This is a genomic window from Lentilactobacillus sp. Marseille-Q4993, assembly GCF_951230165.1.
Classification (GTDB): domain Bacteria; phylum Bacillota; class Bacilli; order Lactobacillales; family Lactobacillaceae; genus Lentilactobacillus.
The window spans coordinates 116,413-134,983 of sequence record NZ_CATNVB010000004.1 but is presented as its reverse complement, the minus strand read 5'-3'; the positions used below and the strand labels follow the sequence as shown (position 1 = coordinate 134,983).

Genomic DNA, 18,571 nt, shown 5'->3' with positions numbered 1-18,571 from the left:
TATTAACCGATTAGGGAGTGGGACAGAAATCTTTGATTTCGTCTTAGTGCCCCAGAAAGAATAACAATTAGTGAATCTGCGAGAAGCGGGTTTCACTATTGTTGGTTACCGCATGTAACAAGGATTTGGATAAAAGCAAAAAAGTAACGATAAATTTCAAGAAACTGAAATATTTATCGCTACTTTTTTTGATTTACTTAGTAATTTTCCAACCATTTTTACTTTGTCGTTGTCAACAGCTACTTGTCGCCCTTCTCTTCCTCATCCGTTTGAAGAACTGTCATGAAGGCCTCTTGGGGTATTTCTACCTTACCAACCGACTTCATTCGCTTCTTACCACGTTTCTGCTTATCAAGCAATTTAGCCCTTCGGTCAGGATCACCAGTGTGAATCTTAGCAGTAACATCCTTCCGATAAGCCTTGATGGTGGTTCTGGCAATGATTTTAGAGCCAATCGCAGCTTGGATTGGAATTTCAAAGTTTTGACGAGGAATAATCCCCTTTAACTTCGTGGCAATATCTCGACCACGAGCATCCGCAAATTGACGGTGAGAAATAAAACTCAGAGCATCAACTTTATCTCCATTAAGAAGAATATCAATCTTAACCAAGTCAGATTGACGATAGTCCTCTAGCTCGTAATCCAAAGAAGCATACCCACGAGTGTTAGATTTCAGTTTGTCAAAGAAATCAAAGATAATTTCAGACAATGGCATGTGGTAAATCACATTCACCCGGTAATCATCCAAGTATTCCATCGTTTCAAAGATTCCTCGCCGCCGCTGGCATAGTTCCATCACCGCCCCAACGTAATCGTTAGGAACCATTATTGAAGCTTTAACAAACGGCTCAGAGATTTTCTTAACAGCCGAAACATCTGGCATTTCAGATGGATTCTCGACATCTGCGGTACCACCGTAAGTTAAATCAACCTTGTAAGTTACTGATGGCGCAGTAGTAATCAAATCAAGGTTAAACTCTCGTTCAAGTCGTTCTTGGACAACATCCATATGGAGGAGGCCAAGAAAACCACAACGGAAACCAAAGCCAAGGGCCTTAGAAACTTCCGGTTCAAATTCCAGCGCAGCATCATTCAGCTTCAGTTTCTCAAGTGCTTCTCTCAAATCATCAAGCTTCGCGTTATCAGTAGGATAAAGCCCCGCATATACCATTGGATTCATTTCCCGATATCCAGGCAGTGCCTTTTCAGCTGGATTATCAGCACTGGTGATGGTATCACCAACTCGGGTGTCAGTGATGTCCTTAATGCTGGCAGTAATATAACCAACATCGCCAGACATTAAATAATCGCGTTTAACCGGATTGGGCGAGTTAACTCCAACCTCAGTAACTTCATACTCGCTACCACTGTTCATCATTCTTATCTTATCGCCGGGTTTAACAGTTCCTTCAAACAACCTAACACTAAGAACAACTCCGCGGTAATCATCATAAACAGAATCAAAAACCAACGCTTTTAAAGGATCCTTGACGTCACCTGATGGAGCAGGTACCTTTTTTACGATTTGCTCAAGAAGGTCTTTAATCCCAATTCCCTTTTTAGCACTTGCTAAAACTGCATCAGAAGCATCAATGCCGATCACATTTTCTACCTCAGCTCTTACCTTTTCAGGTTCGGCTGATGGCAAGTCGATTTTATTAATAACCGGGACAATTTCCAAGTCATCATCCAAAGCTAAATAAACATTGGCAAGAGTTTGGGCTTCAACCCCCTGGGCTGCATCAACAACAAGAATAGCCCCTTCACAGGCAGCCAGACTTCTTGATACTTCATAGGTGAAATCCACGTGTCCAGGGGTATCAATCAAATGAAACTCGTAGTCATGACCATCATCAGCGTGATATGTCAGCTCCACAGCGTTCAGTTTAATTGTAATTCCCCGCTCACGTTCTAGATCCATATTATCTAGCAATTGGTCCTTCATTTCCCGTTGCGAAACAGTATCCGTCATTTCAAGGATTCTGTCCGCAAGGGTCGATTTACCATGGTCAATGTGAGCAACAATTGAAAAGTTCCGAATGTATTTTTGATGCTCTCTCATTTTTTCTATGTCCATGTATATTCGCTCTCTTTCATTCGAGTAAGTTCACTGTTTCAATTATACGGTAATTTAGTAATAAAAGAAAACGGATTGGAATTCCAAATGAAAAAGAACCTAGGTTTTGTCCTAGATTCTCTTTCTAATTTACTTTTTATCAAATGCGTCTTTCAACTTGTCAAACAAGTTACCAGATTTACCTGATCCAAGGTCGCTTTCACCACTTGCAGCGGCAAATGCCTCGAGAGCTACTTTTTGTTCTTTGTTCAAGTTTTTAGGGGTAGCAACATTTACGGTCACCCGTTCATCACCGTTACCCTTCCCTCGCAGATGAGGGGCTCCCTTGCCTTTCAGACGGAACACAGTGCCCGTCTGAGTACCGGCAGGAATCGTCAGGTCTACATCTCCATGAACAGTCTTAACGTTCACCTTGCCACCAAGAGCAGCCTTTGCAAAGGTGATATCTTGGTTCACATAAATCGTTGACCCATCACGCTGGTAAATTTTAGATGGACGAACTTTGAAGATAATGTATAAGTCACCGTAGGGACCACCATTCTCTCCTGCCTCACCTTGTCCTTGAAGCCGCATTTGTTGACCATCGTCAATTCCAGCAGGAACTTTAACTTCGATTTCATGCTTTTCATCAACGTGACCACTACCTGCACAGGTTGGGCACTTTTCTTTGATTTCTTTACCAGTACCATTACATACCGGACAAGTTTGCCGAGTCTGCATTCTTCCAAGTGGAGTATTGGCTTCAACCGTAACGAATCCCCGACCACCACAGTGAGAACAGGTTACGGGTGAAGTTCCGGGTTTAGCACCATTACCACCACAGGTTTGACATTGAGCTTCACGATTGTACTTGATTCGAGTCTTCTTACCAAAGATCGCATCTTCAAACTCAAGGGTCATTTGGTACTGTAAATCTCGTCCCTGACGAGGGGCGGTTGGGTCAGCTTGACGTTGACCGCCACCGCCGCCACCAAAGAACTGGCTGAATATATCGTCAAAACCAAAGCCCGAACCAAAGTCTGAGCCACCAGACGAAAATCCACCACCAAATCCTTGTGGCCCTTCAGCTGAACCATACTGATCGTAATTTGCTCGCTTCTGTTGGTCTCCAAGAACTTCGTACGCTTCGGTTATATCCTTAAACTTTTGCTCTGCATCGGGAGCCTTATTAATATCTGGGTGATATTTTTTTGATAGCCGCCGATAAGCATGCTTGATATCATCTTCACTGGCGTCTCTTGAAACGCCAAGAATGTCATAATAATCTTTATCAGCCATGCGAAACTCCAATCTATTTCACTATATTAGTCCTTCACAGAATACCATATTTCAAGAAAAAGCCAAAGCTCGTAAGCTCTGGCTTTTTAAGAACGAACTAATTATTTCTTGTCATCGTTAACTTCTGAGAAGTCACCATCAACAGTGCCATCATCCTTACCGTTACCATTGTCAGCATTACCAGCACCCTCGCCACCATTAGCAGCTTGGTCACCTTGGGCTTGTTGATATAGTTTAACGGCTAAGTCTTGAGTTAATTTAGTCAATTCATCTTTCTTAGACTTCATTTCATCGACATTGTTGTCTTCACGAGCCTTCTTCAAAGCATCACGAGCATCCTTTGCCTTTTGAATTTCTTCATCAGAAACCTTGTCTTTGACTTCATCAAGAGTCTTGTCAGTTTGGAAAATCAATTGATCTACTTCGTTGTTAAGGTCAGCTTCTTCCTTCCGCTTTTGGTCGGCTTCTTCGTTTTCCTTAGCTTCGTTCATCATCTTTTTGATTTCTTCGTCTGATAGACCAGATGAATCCTTTATGGTAATCTTTTGTTCCTTACCAGTTCCCTTATCCTTAGCAGATACGTTAACGATACCGTTCTTATCAATATCAAACGTAACTTCGATTTGAGGAACTCCTCTAGGAGCAGCAGGAATGTCAGTCAATTGGAATTGACCCAATGTCTTATTGTCAGCAGCCATTGGCCGTTCACCTTGAAGCACATGAATGTCAACAGCAGGTTGGTTATCAGCAGCAGTTGAGAACACTTGTGACTTGCTTGTTGGAATAGTAGTGTTTCTGTCGATCAACTTAGTGAACACACCACCCATTGTTTCGATACCAAGTGAAAGTGGCGTAACATCAAGAAGAACAACATCCTTAACGTCACCGGTAATAACTCCACCTTGAACAGCAGCACCAAGGGCAACGGCTTCATCAGGGTTGATTGAACGGTTTGAGTCTTTACCAGTCCAGCTCTTAACAGCTTCTTGAACAGCAGGGATTCTAGTTGAACCACCATTCAAGATAACTTGGTCGATATCACCAACTGAAAGACCAGCATCTTTAAGGGCGTTATCAAACGGTACTTTAGTCTTAGCAACTAAGTCAGCAGTTAGTTCATTGAACTTAGCTCTACTCAAAGTAGTTTGCAAATGAAGTGGTCCATTATCGCCGGCAGAAATAAATGGCAAGCTAATTTCGGATTCGGTAACACCAGAAAGATCCTTCTTAGCCTTTTCAGCAGCATCCTTCAAACGTTGTAAGGCCATCTTGTCTTGTGACAAATCAACACCATGTTCTTGTTTGAAACCATCAACAAGCCAGTCCATAATCCGCTTATCGAAGTCATCACCACCAAGGTGAGTATCACCATTAGTTGAAAGTACTTGGAAGACACCATCGCCCAATTCAAGAACGGAGACATCAAATGTACCACCACCAAGGTCATACACAAGAACTTTTTCGTCCTTGTCTTGCTTATCCAAACCATATGCCAATGAAGCTGCGGTTGGTTCGTTGATGATTCGTTCAACTTGCAAACCAGCAATCTTACCAGCATCTTTGGTAGCTTGACGTTGAGCATCGTTAAAGTAAGCAGGAACGGTAATAACTGCCTTTTCAACTGTGTCGCCAAGGTAATCTTCGGCGAATCCCTTGATGTACTGGAGAATCATTGCTGAGATTTGTTGAGGAGTATACTTCTTTCCGTCAACATCAACAGTATAGTTTTCTTCACCCATGTGACTCTTGATTGAAACAACGGTATTTGGGTTGGTAATTTCTTGACGCTTAGCAACTTCACCAACTTGGGGATTGCCATCTTTAAAAGCAACAACTGAAGGAGTTGTTCTTGAACCTTCTGGGTTTGGAATAATCTTTGGTTCGTTTCCTTCCAAAACTGCAACTGCTGAATTAGTTGTACCTAAATCAATACCGATAATTTTGTTAGTAGCCATTATCTATCGTATCCTCTTTCTCAAATTATTTTGTAACAACAACCATTGCTGGTCTCAATACTCGATCTTTAAGATGATAACCATCTTGAAGCACCTTAACAACGGTTTCAGCTGGATGATCATCATCCGCATCAACTGTCTGAATTGCTTGACTAAACTTTGGATCAAAGGGTTTGTCAATGACGTCGATTTTTTCGACCCCATTGTCACTAAGTGCTTTTTGCAAATGTTCAAACACCATTTGGACCCCAGTCTTTAGTTGCTTACCGGCCTCATCACTGACCTCCACTTCCAAGGCCCGTTGCAGGTTATCAACAATTGGTAGAATGTCATGAGCAATTTGTTGGCCATCATACTTAATCAAGTCAGCTTGTTCCTTTTTAGCATGGGCTTGAATATTTTTAATTTCTGCCTCTGCCCTAAGGTACTTATTTTCCATGTCATCCAACTTTTGCTTCAACTCACTAATCTGCTTATCAGCCTTATCAACCTTTTTGGCCTTAACTTCTTTGGTCGAATCCTCAGAAGTGTCCTTTTCTTCGGCATCGGTTGCTTTTTCGTTTTCAGATTGGGGTTGCTCACTAGACTTCTTTTCTTCGTCTGCCAAACAATCGCCTCCCGTCTTATTTATTATCTTGATCGTAATAACCAAGAATCTTTCTTGTCATTTCTTCTCTTAGTGCACCAACAATCCCAATAACTTTTGAATAAGGCATTCTTGTTGGGCCAATTACCGCAATAACTCCACGGCCATATTCCTTAACATCATATGTTCCGGTAATGATACTGTAATTTTTCAACAGTTCATTTCTAAGCTCCGAGCCAATTTTAACTTCAACATCATTCGAATCAGAATGAATAATTCTCGAGACCCCATCACCAGTGTCAAGCAAGTTATATAGCGGTTTGAGGTAGTCAACGTCCTGACGTTCAGCAAATCTTAACAGATTCAATCGACCACCAATATGAACTTTGTCTTTACCCACATCAGTCATCATTTCATCAAGGATATTGAGGAATCCTTCCGGTGAGCGAACATACCTTGCAAGAAGGGCAGGAATATCAAACTTAAGTTTCTTGACGACCTCATTTAACGGTCTTCCTACAAGCTCTGTGTTCATGATATTAACAATCGTTTGTAACTGGTCAGGTGAAATGTTTCGGAGTTGAAAAATCTTATCAACCACGTGTCCATTATCAATGACCATGATTGCCATTACCTGCCGCTCATCTAATTTAACGAGCCTAAACCCAGTCAGTCTAACATTGTTGTCCTGTTCGGGATTAAAGGTAACCGCCATATAATTGGTTAGGTCAGATAACACTTTAGCGGATTCTTGAATAATTTCATCAATTCGGTTGAAATCACCACGAAATGAGCTTTTGATCAGATCCTCCGCACTATCGTCAAGGGGATCTGGTTCAACCAAGTTATCAACGTAATATCGATATCCTTCCATTGATGGAACCCTACCAGATGAAAAGTGCGTCTTGGTAATCAAACCAAAGGATTCAAGGGCGGCCATTTCGTTTCTAATCGTTGCGGAACTTACGTGAGTGGGGAATTCTTGAGCTAATGCTTTTGATCCCACAGGCATCCCCGTTTTCGTATAATCCCGAATAATTATCTTCAATATTGCCTTCTGTCTATCAGTTAACATTACATCACCTCTTTTTAGCACTCATATTGTCTAAGTGCTAAGGCACATTTATAACTTATCAAACCAGAGGTTATCTGTCAAGACTTCTCGGCAATTTTTAGCAAAGTTATCAATCGAGTGCTAATTTAAAATATCAGGATGCTTTTTCAAGTATTCACGAGTTACAACCTCATCATCATACAGCTGAGTCGTCAAATCTTGAGGCGTCTGGAACTTAACCTCGTCACGAATATGTTCAAGCCACTCAACTGTTAGTGTTTCCCCGTAAATGTTCTCATTGAAGTCCAAAATGTTGATTTCAACGGTAATCGCTGTTGAGTCTTCAAATGTAACGTTTCTTCCAATTGAAGCCATCCCAAGGTGCTTTTTCCCATCATACGAAACAGCCACGATATAGATTCCAATTGCCGGCAGCCACTGCATCTCGTTATGCTCAATATTAGCGGTTGGATATCCAAGCAACCGGCCAACTTCACGTCCGTGAACGATTACCCCATGGGTTTTAAACGGCCGTCCTAACAGCTGATTAACAGTTGCGACATCGGCATCGTCCAGAGCCCGTCTAATTCTAGTTGAACTAACCTTCTTACCTTCGAAGTTGATTGGGTCAACTGAAATTACTTCAAAACTGCCGTCACTAAATTTAGATAAGTTCTCCATATTGGCTTTTTTAGGATCCGAACCATAGGTGTGATCAAACCCAGCCACAACTGCTTTGGCCCGAAACCGTTTGATAAAGTTGTCAACAAACTCAACTTCATTTTGGTTTTGAAATTGGAATGTGTAATCAACAAGATAAACCCGATCAACACCAAACTTCTCGAGCAAAGCTAATTTGTCCTTCAAGAGAGTTATGTATCTCTTTTCATGACTAGACAATTTTTTATACACGAGAGCTGGATGATGATTATATGTCAAAACACAAAACTTTGCTCCCAATTCTTTCGCCCGTTGTTTTGCCTTCTCCAAAACCGCTTGGTGGCCTCTATGAAAACCATCAAAAAATCCCATTGCTAAAACGGTGTCTTCATTACTGGTTATTTCATCACTTAGTGGATAGTGCAATCTTACAATTTCCATTATTTCATCCCCGATTTAAAAACATTTTAAACGGCCGATACATATTCTTATCGGTATCCAATGAATACAAAGCCGTCACCTTATTTTGATAGTCTAGCCGAATTACCGTTGGATTTTCAACAATAACATCCGTAGGTAAAAAGACCCCATCATTTACAAGTTGCCACTGTTCTTCAGTTAGGTCAACGATTGGGTACTTATCAAGCACTCTTTCTAAAGGATGGAGCACCTCTGCTAACGATTCATTAGCCATCGCTTCCTCAACATCTGCCAAACTTGATGTTTCTGAAAGACTAAATCCGCCACTCTTGATCCTTGTCAGAGATGACATTACAGCTGGCAATCCAAGCTCCTTGCCAAGATCCGTCGCCAGCGTTCTAACGTAAGTTCCTTTAGAACAACCGACTTCAAAAAAGATTTCCTGAGTATGCTCATCTTCATTGAACACAGAAGGTTTTGTCTGCTTGAAGTAATCAACGTGAATCGTTCTTGGTTGGCGTTCAATCTCAATTCCTTCACGCGCGTACTCATATAGTTTGCGACCATTAACCTTAACTGCTGAGTACATTGGTGGAATTTGTTGAACATCACCAGTTAATTGTTTTAGGCCAGAATTAATCGCATCATCTGAAACTGGACCCACAAGTTCTTGAACTTCAATTTGCTGTCCATCTAAATCTTCAGTATCGTAAGCCACTCCAAGCCGAATTGAGCCTTGGTATACCTTTCCTGAGCCCATCAAGATTTCAGAAACTTTTGTCGCTGCACCAACACAAATTGGCAACACCCCATCAACACTTGGATCTAAGGTGCCGGTATGACCAATCTTTTTGGTGTGTAAAATTTTTCTTAGTTTAAAAACGCAGTCGTGACTCGTCATTCCACGCTCTTTGTATAGTGCGATTACTCCGTCCATAACTATCTCCTACTTTATTCATGATTAAAATTATAGCACAAAAAAACCGCGTTTCTCGGTTCCAAACGCAGTTGTAATTGTTTACTCTTTAGATTTTAATTCGTTTATTAACCTATCAATTTTGTCTCCGTATTGAACGGATTGATCTTGCTCAAACGAAAGTTCAGGGGTTTTAAAAATGCTTAATCGAGCACCTAATTCTTTTCGAATCAGACCCGTTGCTTTTTCCAATCCCTTGGCAGTCTTTTCGTTATCAGAAGCCTTGTCAGACAAAATGCTGTAGTAAACTTTTGCCTGTTGCAAGTCACCGGTAACTTCGACGCCAGTAACGGTAACTCCTTGAACCCGCGGATCTCTGACCCGTTTGAGGAGAATATCGGTTACTTCTTTTTGAATCTCTTGTTCTAGTCTACCGACTCGATACTGTGCCATTCAGATTGCCTCCTATTCGACTGGAACTTCTTCCATAACGTATGCTTCAACCACGTCACCAACCTTGATGTCGTTGTAATCAGCAATTGTTAATCCAAGTTCGAAGCCTTGCTTAACTTCATTAACATCATCCTTGAATCGTTTCAAACTGTTCAATTCGCCATCAAAAATAACAACGCTATCTCTGATTAAACGAACCTTACTGTTCTTCTTGACGTAACCGTCAACGACCATACCACCGGCGATGGTACCAACCTTAGAAGCCTTGTATGTTTCCCGAACTTCAACCGTTCCGGTAACAACTTCCTTGTAAGTTGGTTCAAGCATTCCCTTCATAGCTGATTCAACTTCATCAATGGCGTTATAAATAACTTGGTGAAGACGAATGTCAACATTGTCAGTATCTGCTTGAGCTTTAGCTTGTGGAGTAGGTCTAACATTGAACCCAATAACGATAGCGTTACTTGCTTCTGCCAACGCAATATCACTTTCGTTAATTGCACCAACGGCAGCATGGATAATATTAACCTTAACACCTTCAACATCGATCTTTTGAAGACTATTAGAAAGAGCTTCAACTGAACCCTGAACATCTGCCTTGATCAAGACATCAACCTGCTTCATTTCCCCTTCTTTCAGAGAATCAAACAAGTTATCAAGGGTAACGTGAGTTGTTTTCCGACGTTCCTCAACTTGAGCTTCCTTAGCTCTAGCTTCACCAGCGGCACGAGCTGTCTTTTCATCTTCAAAGACAACGAATCGATCACCAGCTTCAGGAACATCATTCATTCCCGTAACCTCAACTGGCATTGAAGGAGTAACCTTCTTTAAATCTCGACCCCGTTCGTTAGTCATCGTTCTAACCCGACCAAAGGTATGACCGACAACGATTGGGTCACCGACATGAAGAGTTCCTTGTTGAACAAGTAAGGTAGCCACTGAACCGCGTCCTTGATCCAAACGAGCTTCGATAACTGAACCAACGGCTGGTTGTTGAGCGTTTGCCTTTAATTCCATCACGTCTGATTCAAGAATAATCATATCCAACAGCTCATCGATGTTCTTACCAAATTTGGCTGAAATTTCAACAAAGATGGTGTCACCACCCCAGTCTTCTGGGATCAAACCGTATTCAGTAAGTTGTTCAATAACGTGGTTTGGATTGGCATCTGGCTTATCAATTTTGTTAACAGCAACAATAATTGGGGTTCCAGCTGCCTTAGCATGGTTAATTGCTTCGATTGTTTGAGGCATAACCCCATCATCAGCGGCAACTACCAAAACGGTGATATCGGTGATATTAGCACCACGAGCACGCATTTCAGTAAAGGCGGCATGTCCTGGGGTATCCAAGAAGGTGATTAAATTATCACCGTGACGAACTTGGTAGGCACCAATAGCTTGTGTAATTCCACCAGCTTCACCCTCAGTAATATGTGAGTGACGAAGGTGGTCAAGTAATGTTGTCTTACCATGATCAACGTGACCCATGATAGTAACAACTGGTGGCCGCTTCTCAAGATGTTCGTCATTTTCCATTTCAGATTCAAAAATTTTATCAATATCTGAAACGTCTTCTTCAACTTTTTGTTCTGCCTTTACGCCATAATCAGCAGCTAGAATCTCGATTGTATCATTATCAAGTGATTGGTTTTGGTTAACCATTACTCCCAACATGAACAATTTTTTAACGATTTCAGCTGGTTCCCTATGCAGCGCTTTACCCAGTTCTTGAGCATTTGCCCCTTCAGTAAAGTAAAGAACTTCTGGCAATGGCCGTTCCTTTCTTTCAGGAGCACCATGATGATCAATTTGCTTCATCCGTTGGTTTTTTTGCTTCTTTTGTTTCTTGAATTTCTTCTTGTTTGCTTTTCTACTATTTTGTCGATTTCCAGATGTGTTCAAACTGCCACCAAATCGGCCGCTGCCTGAATTCCGATGGTTAGCTGAGTGATTGGTATTTCCACTCGTGGCTGGCCTAGATTCAGAACGGCTACTTTCATTTTGTTTATTTTGTGAACGATGATTATCGTTATTATTTGAATGATTGTTATTGGAATTGTTATTACGGGATTGGTTGTTATTCGAATGGTTATTTTGAGACTGGTTTTGGTGATTGTCCCGATTCCGATCATTTTGGTGATTGCCATTGTTGGCAGGTCGGTGAGAATTCGAATTATTTGTGTGATTCCCATTCGAATTGCTTCGGTGATCACTTGAGTTATGAGGAGAGTTACTTGAACCAGGTTTGCTGCTTCGTTGTTGGTTATTTGCCGAACGATCACTATTAGATTGTTTTGGCTTAGATGCAGAAGCAGTTGCTGGTTTGCTACCCCCAGCGTTGAGCTCTCTGATTTTCTTTTCCTGTTGTTCGTTAACCGTTGACATATGGTTCTTAATGTCGTAGCCAGCTGATTTAGCTTGATCCAAAATCTTCTTGCTTGAAACATTAAGCTCTTTTGCTAATTCATAAATTCGCTTTTTACCCATATAATCACTCTCCTTTTATTTTATTTGTTAATTCAACCATTTTCTTGGCAAATCCCTTGTCATTAATTCCAACCATCGTTCTTTTGATCCCAATCGCATTGCTAAGTTCTTCCTTAGTGTACATTGAGTTAGTATCTACATGGTAATATTTTGACTTATCATTAAACTTTTTGGCGGTCGCCTTACCAGTATCAGACGCAATAAATAAAAAATCGATTTTATTTTGTCTAACCGCTTGCAGTAATTGATCCTCACCAAAAACCGTTTTTCTAGCTCTTCTTGCTAATCCTAATAAGTTTAGCAGTGCTTGTTTATTGTCCATTTTCAAACAACTCTTTTCGAGCTTGTTTGTGATCAACAAATGAGATCAGCTCATCGTAAAATGAATCGTCGATTGAAACTGAAAAAGCTTTTTCAAAAACGTGCTTCTCCTTAGCTTGTCTTGCATTATCAACGTTAATTGAAATGTAAGCACCTCGGCCAGACTTTTTGCCCGTTTCGTCAATGGTAACATTACCATCTGAATCCTTAACGATTCTAACTAATTCTTTTTTAGGAGCCATTTCACCAGTAACGATGTCTTTTCTCATTGGAATTTTTCTTTTCTTCATAGGTAATTCCTCCTAATGGTTAGTCCTGAGTTTGGTCCCCATCAGCCTCATCTTGATCATCATCTGCGTCAGAGTTGTCTTCAGCAGGGCCAGCAGTAAACTCTTGAGCCGCCTCAGTTTCAGACTTGATATCAATCTTGAATCCAGTCAACTTAGCAGCCAAACGTGCGTTTTGCCCACGTTTACCAATTGCTAACGATAATTGATAATCAGGCACAATCACAGTACAAGCTCTATCGTTGTCATCGTCGAAGATAACGTCAATTACTTCGGCTGGATTTAGGGCATTTGCGATATAACGAGCATCATCGTCATCCCACTCAACGATATCCATATTTTCACCGCTAAGCTCGTTAACAATGGTTTGAACTCGTTGCCCCTTAGGACCAACAGCAGTTCCGACAGGGTCAATATCGCCATTGTTTGTTCTAACAGCTACTTTAGCTCTGTCGCCAGCTTCTCGAGCGATTGAAACGATCTCAACAGTTCCATCATAAATTTCAGGAACTTCTTGCTCAAACAACCGCTTAAGCATTCCTGGAGCCGTTCGACTAACAAAGACTTGAGGACCTTTGCTTGCATTTTCAACCTTTGAAACGTAGACCTTGATTCGTTCTTGTGGCCGGTACATTTCGTTAGGCATCTGATCCTTTGCTCCCATAACTGCCTCAACATTGCCGAGGTTAATGTAAACAAAGCGGGGATCTTGGCGTTCAATCGTTCCAGTTACCAACTCATCTTCGTACTTGCTGTACTCACTAAAGACAATTTCACGTTCAGCTTCTCGAACTCGTTGCATGATAACTTGTTTTGCAGTTTGAGCAGCAATTCGACCAAAGTTCTGAGGGGTTACCTCAAACTTGATTTCGTCACCAAGTTCATAACCTCGGTTGATTGCCAATGCATCTTCCAACGATACTTGAAGCTGATCGTCGTTCACTGTTTCGACAACAGTCTTAACAGCATATACATGCATATTTCCCTTTTTTTCGTCAAAGTTAACTTCAACGTTTTGAGCTTGACCATAATTTCGTTTATAAGCTGAAACTAGGGCTGCTTCAAGTGCGTCGATAACAACTTCTTTTTTGATTCCCTTTTCTTCTTCAAGTGAAGTAAGGGCACCTAAAAGTTCATTACTCATTTTTTTAACTCCTTAGTTAAAATTTGATTGCTAATCTAGCTTTTGCCACTAACTCACGTGGAATTTCAATGACGGTTTGCTTCCGGTCATCAATTTGCAATTTCAAATTATCGTCGTTTACACTCAACAAATCGCCCTCATAGGCTTTTTGCCCATCCAGGTTCTTGTAAAGTGAAACATGAATGTATTCGTTGATGGCTGTCTTTAGCTCCTGCTCATTTCTGAGTGGTCGTTCTGCACCTGGTGATGACACCTCAAGATAGTATGCTTCTGGAATTGGATCCTCAGGTAACTCATCAATTTTTTCACTTAGTTCATCACTAACTAAAACACAATCATCAATTGTAATGCCACCAGGTTTGTCAATGTAAACCCGGAGATAATAGGATTTCTTCTCCTTCACGAATTGAACGTCAAAGAGATAAAATTTATGTTCATCAAGAATTGGGGTTACCAGTTCCTTAACTGTTTCGACAACTTCAGTCAATAATTTGCCTCCTAAAAAAGCCATTAAAAAGAGCGAGCATCTCTGCTCACTCCTTTTCGTAGTTATTAGATAAGACTAGTGTATCATACACCAGCAACTTATTCAAATTTGTTTACATCATGTCGAACAAACTTAGTTGATTCTCATCAGGAAGTCCCTCGAGAACCCCATTTTCAGTCATGAAATCAATCAATGTCTTTGAAACCTTACCACGTTTGGAAAGATCTTCTTTTGAGATAAACGGCCGGTCTTCCCGCGCAGCAACGATTTGCTTAGCAACGTTAAGCCCAAGGCCAGGAACAGCATCAAACGGAGCAATTAAGCTGTCACCATCAATCAGCCATTGAGAAGCATCCGACTTGTTAAGGTCAACCATCTTGAAGTTAAATCCCCGTTCCAACATTTCGTTAGCAAGCTCGAGAACCGTCAACAGGTTTTTCTCTTTGGTTGATGCATCCATTCCCTTATCATTAATTTCCTTCATCGCGTTTTTCACAGAGTCCTTGCCTCGACACATCGAAACGATGTCAAAGTCATCAGCCCTAACCGAGAAGTAGGCAGCATAGTATACCATTGGATAATACACTTTGAAGTAGGCGATTCTCAGCGCCATCAAAATATAAGCAGCCGCATGGGCACGTGGGAACATGTACTTGATTTTTAAGCAAGAGTCAATGTACCACTCAGGAATTTTAGCTTCCCTCATCTGCTTCTGCCAATCGTCTGGAATCCCCCGACCCTTTCGAACATGTTCCATAATTTGGAATGATAGTTCTGAGTCGAGGCCCCAGTGAATAAGGTCGGTCATGATGTTATCCCGACAACCAATAACATTGGCGATTGTCGCGGTACCGTTTTTGATCAATTCATCAGCATTACCGATCCACACATCCGTTCCGTGAGAAAGCCCTGAAATCTGCAATAACTCAGAATAATTCTTGGGGTGGGTTTGCTCAAGCATCCCTCGAACAAACCTAGTTCCAAACTCAGGTACTCCAAGAGTCCCAGTCTTTGATTGAATTTGTTCCTCAGTTACCCCAAGGACTTCTGGGCTTGAAAAAATCGACATAACCCCTGGATCATCCATTGGGATCGACTTAGGCTCAATTCCTGATAAATCTTGGAGCATCCGGATCATCGTTGGATCATCATGGCCCAAAATATCAATTTTCAAAATATTATCATGGATCGAATGGAAATCGAAGTGGGTAGTTTGCCAAGCAGCGCTTTGGTCATCTGCTGGATACTGAATCGGCGTAAAGTCGTAAATATCCATATAATCCGGGACAACGATAATTCCGGCCGGATGTTGGCCAGTTGTTCGCTTAACTCCGGTGGCACCTTTTGATAGTCTATCCTCTTCAGCTCCTCGGAATACTTTGCCAGTATCCCGTTCGTAAGCCTTTACGTACCCGTAAGCTGTCTTGTCAGCCACAGTTCCAATCGTCCCGGCCCGGAACACGTTATTCTCCCCAAACAACACCTTGGTGTAGTTATGAGCGATTGGCTGATAGTCACCAGAGAAGTTCAAATCAATATCAGGAACCTTGTTCCCTGTGAACCCTAAGAACGTTTCAAACGGAATATCATGACCATCACCAATCATTTTTGTACCACATTCTGGACATTCTTTTTCAGGCAAGTCATAACCGGAACTATATTCACCCTTAGTAAAGAACTCAGTATGTTGACACTTAGGGCAACGATAGTGAGGAGGTAGAGGATTAACCTCAGTAATTCCCGTTAAAGTAGCAACTAAACTAGAACCAACGGAACCCCGAGAACCTACCAAATACCCATCCTTATTACTTTTGTGCACTAGCCGTTGGGCAATCAGATAAATAACTGAGAATCCATTTCCGATAATACTCTTCAGTTCCTTTTCAAGTCGCTTATCCACGATTTCTGGTAATGGATTACCATACATCGCGTGAGCGGTATCCATCGTCCGTTTCTTAATTTCGTCTTCAGCCCCCTCCATCCGAGGAGTATACAGCTTATCCTTTAGCGGATGGACGTCATCGATTTCATCAGCAATCTTGTTGGTGTTCGTGACCACGATTTCTTCAGCTTTTTCTTCACCTAAAAATGAAAACTCTTCAAGCATCTCGTCAGTGGTCAAGAAATGCTGATCTGGTAATTCTTGCCGATTAAGGGGATTTGCACCACCCTGGGAATTAATCAAAATTTTGCGGTAAATATAGTCATGCTTATCAAGGTAATGAACATCCCCGGTTGCAACGACCAGCTTGTCCAACTCATCTCCAAGTTTGACCATATTACCAATAATCTCTTCTAGCTTGGCATTGTTTGCAATTAAACCACTCTGTATTAACGGTGCGTAAACCCGCTTTGGCTGAACTTCAATGTAATCATAGAATTTAGCCTTTTTTCTGGCTTCTTCCTCACCTTTTTGCATCATCGCAGTGAACACTTCACCCGACGAACAAGCGGTACCAACGAGAATTCCCTCACGATACTTTTCTAGCAGCGTTCTTGGAACCCGAGGCACCCGGTAAAAGTACTCTACGTTAGACATCGAAACGATTTTAAACAGATTCTTTAATCCCGCCTGAGTTTGAGCTAACAATATTGCGTGGGAAGGTCGAGCATGTTTATAAGCATCATTTTCACTCATATGATCATTTAGTTGATCATGGAACTGGATTCCGTACCGGTCTTCAGCGTCCTTTAAAAAGATATAGTTCAAATGACCGGTAGTTTCAGCATCATAAACAGCCCGGTGATGGTGCTCCAAACTAACATCAAACTTCTTAGCCAAGGTATTCAATCTGTACCCTTTTAAATGGGGATATAGGAACCTTGCCAACGTTAACGTATCAATAATAGGATTAGGAATCTCCGGCATGCCGTGACGCTTATAACCAGTGTTCATAAAACCAACATCGAAGGTAACGTTATGACCAACGATGATCGCATCACCACAGAATTCTCTAAATAGTTTGAATACTTCTTCTTCCGACTTAGAACCGTGAACCATGTCATCAGTGATAGATGTTAAATTAGTTGTCTGATCTGACAGATGAAATCCCGGGTCAATAAACTCCTCAAACTGATCAATGACGTTTGCCCCTTCCATCTTCACGGCGGAAAGTTCAATTACTTTGTCGTAGATAGCTGACAACCCAGTTGTTTCAACATCGAAAATTACGTACGTGGAATCTTTGAGCGGAACATGGGCATCGTTATAACCAATTGGGACCCCATCATCTACAAGGTTAATTTCTACCCCGTATAACATCTTTAAATCATTCTTTTCGCCTGCATGAAATGCATCGGGAAATCCTTGAACCCCGGCATGGTCAGTAATGGCCATGGCAGTGTGACCCCAGTATTTAGCCCGACCGGCAAAATCCGAAATGTTATTAGTGGCATCCATTTGACTCATTGTCGTATGCAGGTGAAGTTCAACGCGCTTCTTACCTTCTGGAGCTTGATCCTGACGCTGAGTCTTTTTAATTTCATTGATGTCGTTAGCATTCAGCGTTAGTTCGTGACTGTAATTATCTTCCTGAACACTACCCCGAATTTTAACCCAATCGCCTTCATTGATTTCTTCGAATAATTCATCTTCATTCTTGTTAGAAAACTTTTTAACTGATAGCGACGAAGTATAATCAGTGATTTTTAACATTAACAACTTTCGACCAGATCGAAGCGCCCGTATTTCTTTTTCAAATACATACCCTTCAACTACTACTGACCGTTCTTCATCCTCAATCTCCACCATCTGAGTTACTGGAAGATCAGGCTTGATTTTACGACCAATCATCATCTGGGAGCCACCAGCAGAATTATGCTTAGGCTTTTTGGCGCCACTTTTGATTGCCTCATTAGCCTTTTTGACTAATTCAACATTATTTTGTTCATTACGCTTCTGAAGGGCCTCAATATCCTTCTGTGAAGCTGACTCATCGACAAAAATGTGGATTGAAAAATTAGGGAACCCAGCCTTCCTAAACCGTTCCTCAATTGGTCCTAAGGCGGTATTTTTCAAAAAATCGCTGACGATTTCATTAGCCGCTTCAAACTGTACTTTTCCATCTTGATCCAGAACTAGATTTCGATTTTCACACAGTTCATTCAAAATGGGTGAAGTAATCCCACTATTTTGAACGACCCATGGCCAATATTCTTGAAGCAGTTTTTGGTCAAATGAGCTATCCGCTGCTTTAATTTGCAAAGAAACATCAGCAATATCATTAAATGCCTTATTTAATCGCTCGTTAAATTCTTTAAAATCCTCAAATGGCAAAATAGTATTCATCGAAATATCAAACTGCCACCGTTTGCTAACTTTATGGACTTCTAACTGGTCCAATTGGGCATCTAAGAATAACGGGTCATCTTTCTTTTCATGCCAGTTCAATTGTTCGAGTAACTTTATGAACATTTCTCTTCGGTCAAGACCCACAATTAAT

14 protein-coding genes are annotated in these 18,571 nt (G+C 41.3%); all 14 read right to left on the bottom strand.

The genetic code is table 11. The features are described 5' to 3' along the window. Positions 1–239 precede the first annotated feature (239 nt). The 14 genes from lepA to QOW94_RS03045 all read right to left on the bottom strand — a co-directional run bounded on the left by lepA (position 240) and on the right by QOW94_RS03045 (position 18,564). Positions 240–2,078: a translation elongation factor 4 gene (gene lepA / locus QOW94_RS03110; RefSeq protein WP_283678702.1), complete on the bottom strand. Its 1,839-nt coding sequence runs from the start codon at positions 2,076–2,078 to the stop codon at positions 240–242. Between the two features lie 129 nt (positions 2,079–2,207). Beyond that, entirely contained in the window at positions 2,208–3,356 is a 1,149-nt protein-coding gene (gene dnaJ / locus QOW94_RS03105; protein ID WP_283678700.1) for a molecular chaperone DnaJ, read from the bottom strand. A 101-nt stretch (positions 3,357–3,457) separates the two neighbouring features. Beyond that, positions 3,458–5,311 (bottom strand): molecular chaperone DnaK, encoded by a 1,854-nt coding sequence (gene dnaK / locus QOW94_RS03100; RefSeq protein ID WP_283678699.1) that lies wholly within the window; start codon positions 5,309–5,311, stop codon positions 3,458–3,460. Between the two features lie 25 nt (positions 5,312–5,336). Beyond that, positions 5,337–5,918 carry a nucleotide exchange factor GrpE gene (grpE, locus tag QOW94_RS03095; RefSeq protein ID WP_283678697.1) on the bottom strand — a complete coding sequence of 194 codons (582 nt, stop codon included), beginning with the start codon at positions 5,916–5,918 and terminating at the stop codon, positions 5,337–5,339. Positions 5,919–5,934: 16 nt separating this feature from the next. Next, positions 5,935–6,972 (bottom strand): heat-inducible transcriptional repressor HrcA, encoded by a 1,038-nt coding sequence (gene hrcA / locus QOW94_RS03090; protein WP_283678696.1) that lies wholly within the window; start codon positions 6,970–6,972, stop codon positions 5,935–5,937. A 120-nt stretch (positions 6,973–7,092) separates the two neighbouring features. Further along, on the bottom strand, positions 7,093–8,052 hold the full coding sequence (ribF, locus tag QOW94_RS03085; RefSeq protein WP_283678695.1) for a riboflavin biosynthesis protein RibF: 960 nt from the start codon (positions 8,050–8,052) through the stop codon (positions 7,093–7,095). A 4-nt stretch (positions 8,053–8,056) separates the two neighbouring features. Next, positions 8,057–8,968 carry a tRNA pseudouridine(55) synthase TruB gene (gene truB, locus QOW94_RS03080; RefSeq protein WP_283678694.1) on the bottom strand — a complete coding sequence of 304 codons (912 nt, stop codon included), beginning with the start codon at positions 8,966–8,968 and terminating at the stop codon, positions 8,057–8,059. Positions 8,969–9,049: 81 nt separating this feature from the next. Further along, positions 9,050–9,400 (bottom strand): 30S ribosome-binding factor RbfA, encoded by a 351-nt coding sequence (gene rbfA, locus QOW94_RS03075; protein ID WP_283678692.1) that lies wholly within the window; start codon positions 9,398–9,400, stop codon positions 9,050–9,052. 12 nt (positions 9,401–9,412) lie between these two features. Next, positions 9,413–11,890: a translation initiation factor IF-2 gene (gene infB, locus QOW94_RS03070; RefSeq protein WP_283678691.1), complete on the bottom strand. Its 2,478-nt coding sequence runs from the start codon at positions 11,888–11,890 to the stop codon at positions 9,413–9,415. 4 nt (positions 11,891–11,894) lie between these two features. Beyond that, positions 11,895–12,212, bottom strand: a complete 318-nt coding sequence (locus QOW94_RS03065; RefSeq protein ID WP_283678689.1) for a L7Ae/L30e/S12e/Gadd45 family ribosomal protein — start codon at positions 12,210–12,212, stop codon at positions 11,895–11,897. Next, complete coding sequence (gene rnpM / locus QOW94_RS03060) at positions 12,202–12,501, bottom strand: RNase P modulator RnpM (RefSeq protein WP_283678688.1); 300 nt, start codon at positions 12,499–12,501, stop codon at positions 12,202–12,204. The genes QOW94_RS03065 and rnpM overlap by 11 nt, the downstream gene beginning before the upstream one ends. A 19-nt stretch (positions 12,502–12,520) precedes the next feature. After that, positions 12,521–13,642: a transcription termination factor NusA gene (nusA, locus tag QOW94_RS03055; RefSeq protein ID WP_283678687.1), complete on the bottom strand. Its 1,122-nt coding sequence runs from the start codon at positions 13,640–13,642 to the stop codon at positions 12,521–12,523. Positions 13,643–13,658: 16 nt separating this feature from the next. After that, entirely contained in the window at positions 13,659–14,129 is a 471-nt protein-coding gene (gene rimP / locus QOW94_RS03050) for a ribosome maturation factor RimP (RefSeq protein ID WP_283678686.1), read from the bottom strand. A gap of 112 nt (positions 14,130–14,241) precedes the next feature. Continuing rightward, positions 14,242–18,564, bottom strand: coding sequence for a PolC-type DNA polymerase III (locus tag QOW94_RS03045; protein WP_283678685.1), 4,323 nt, complete (start codon positions 18,562–18,564; stop codon positions 14,242–14,244). Between the last annotated feature and the right edge of the window lie 7 nt (positions 18,565–18,571).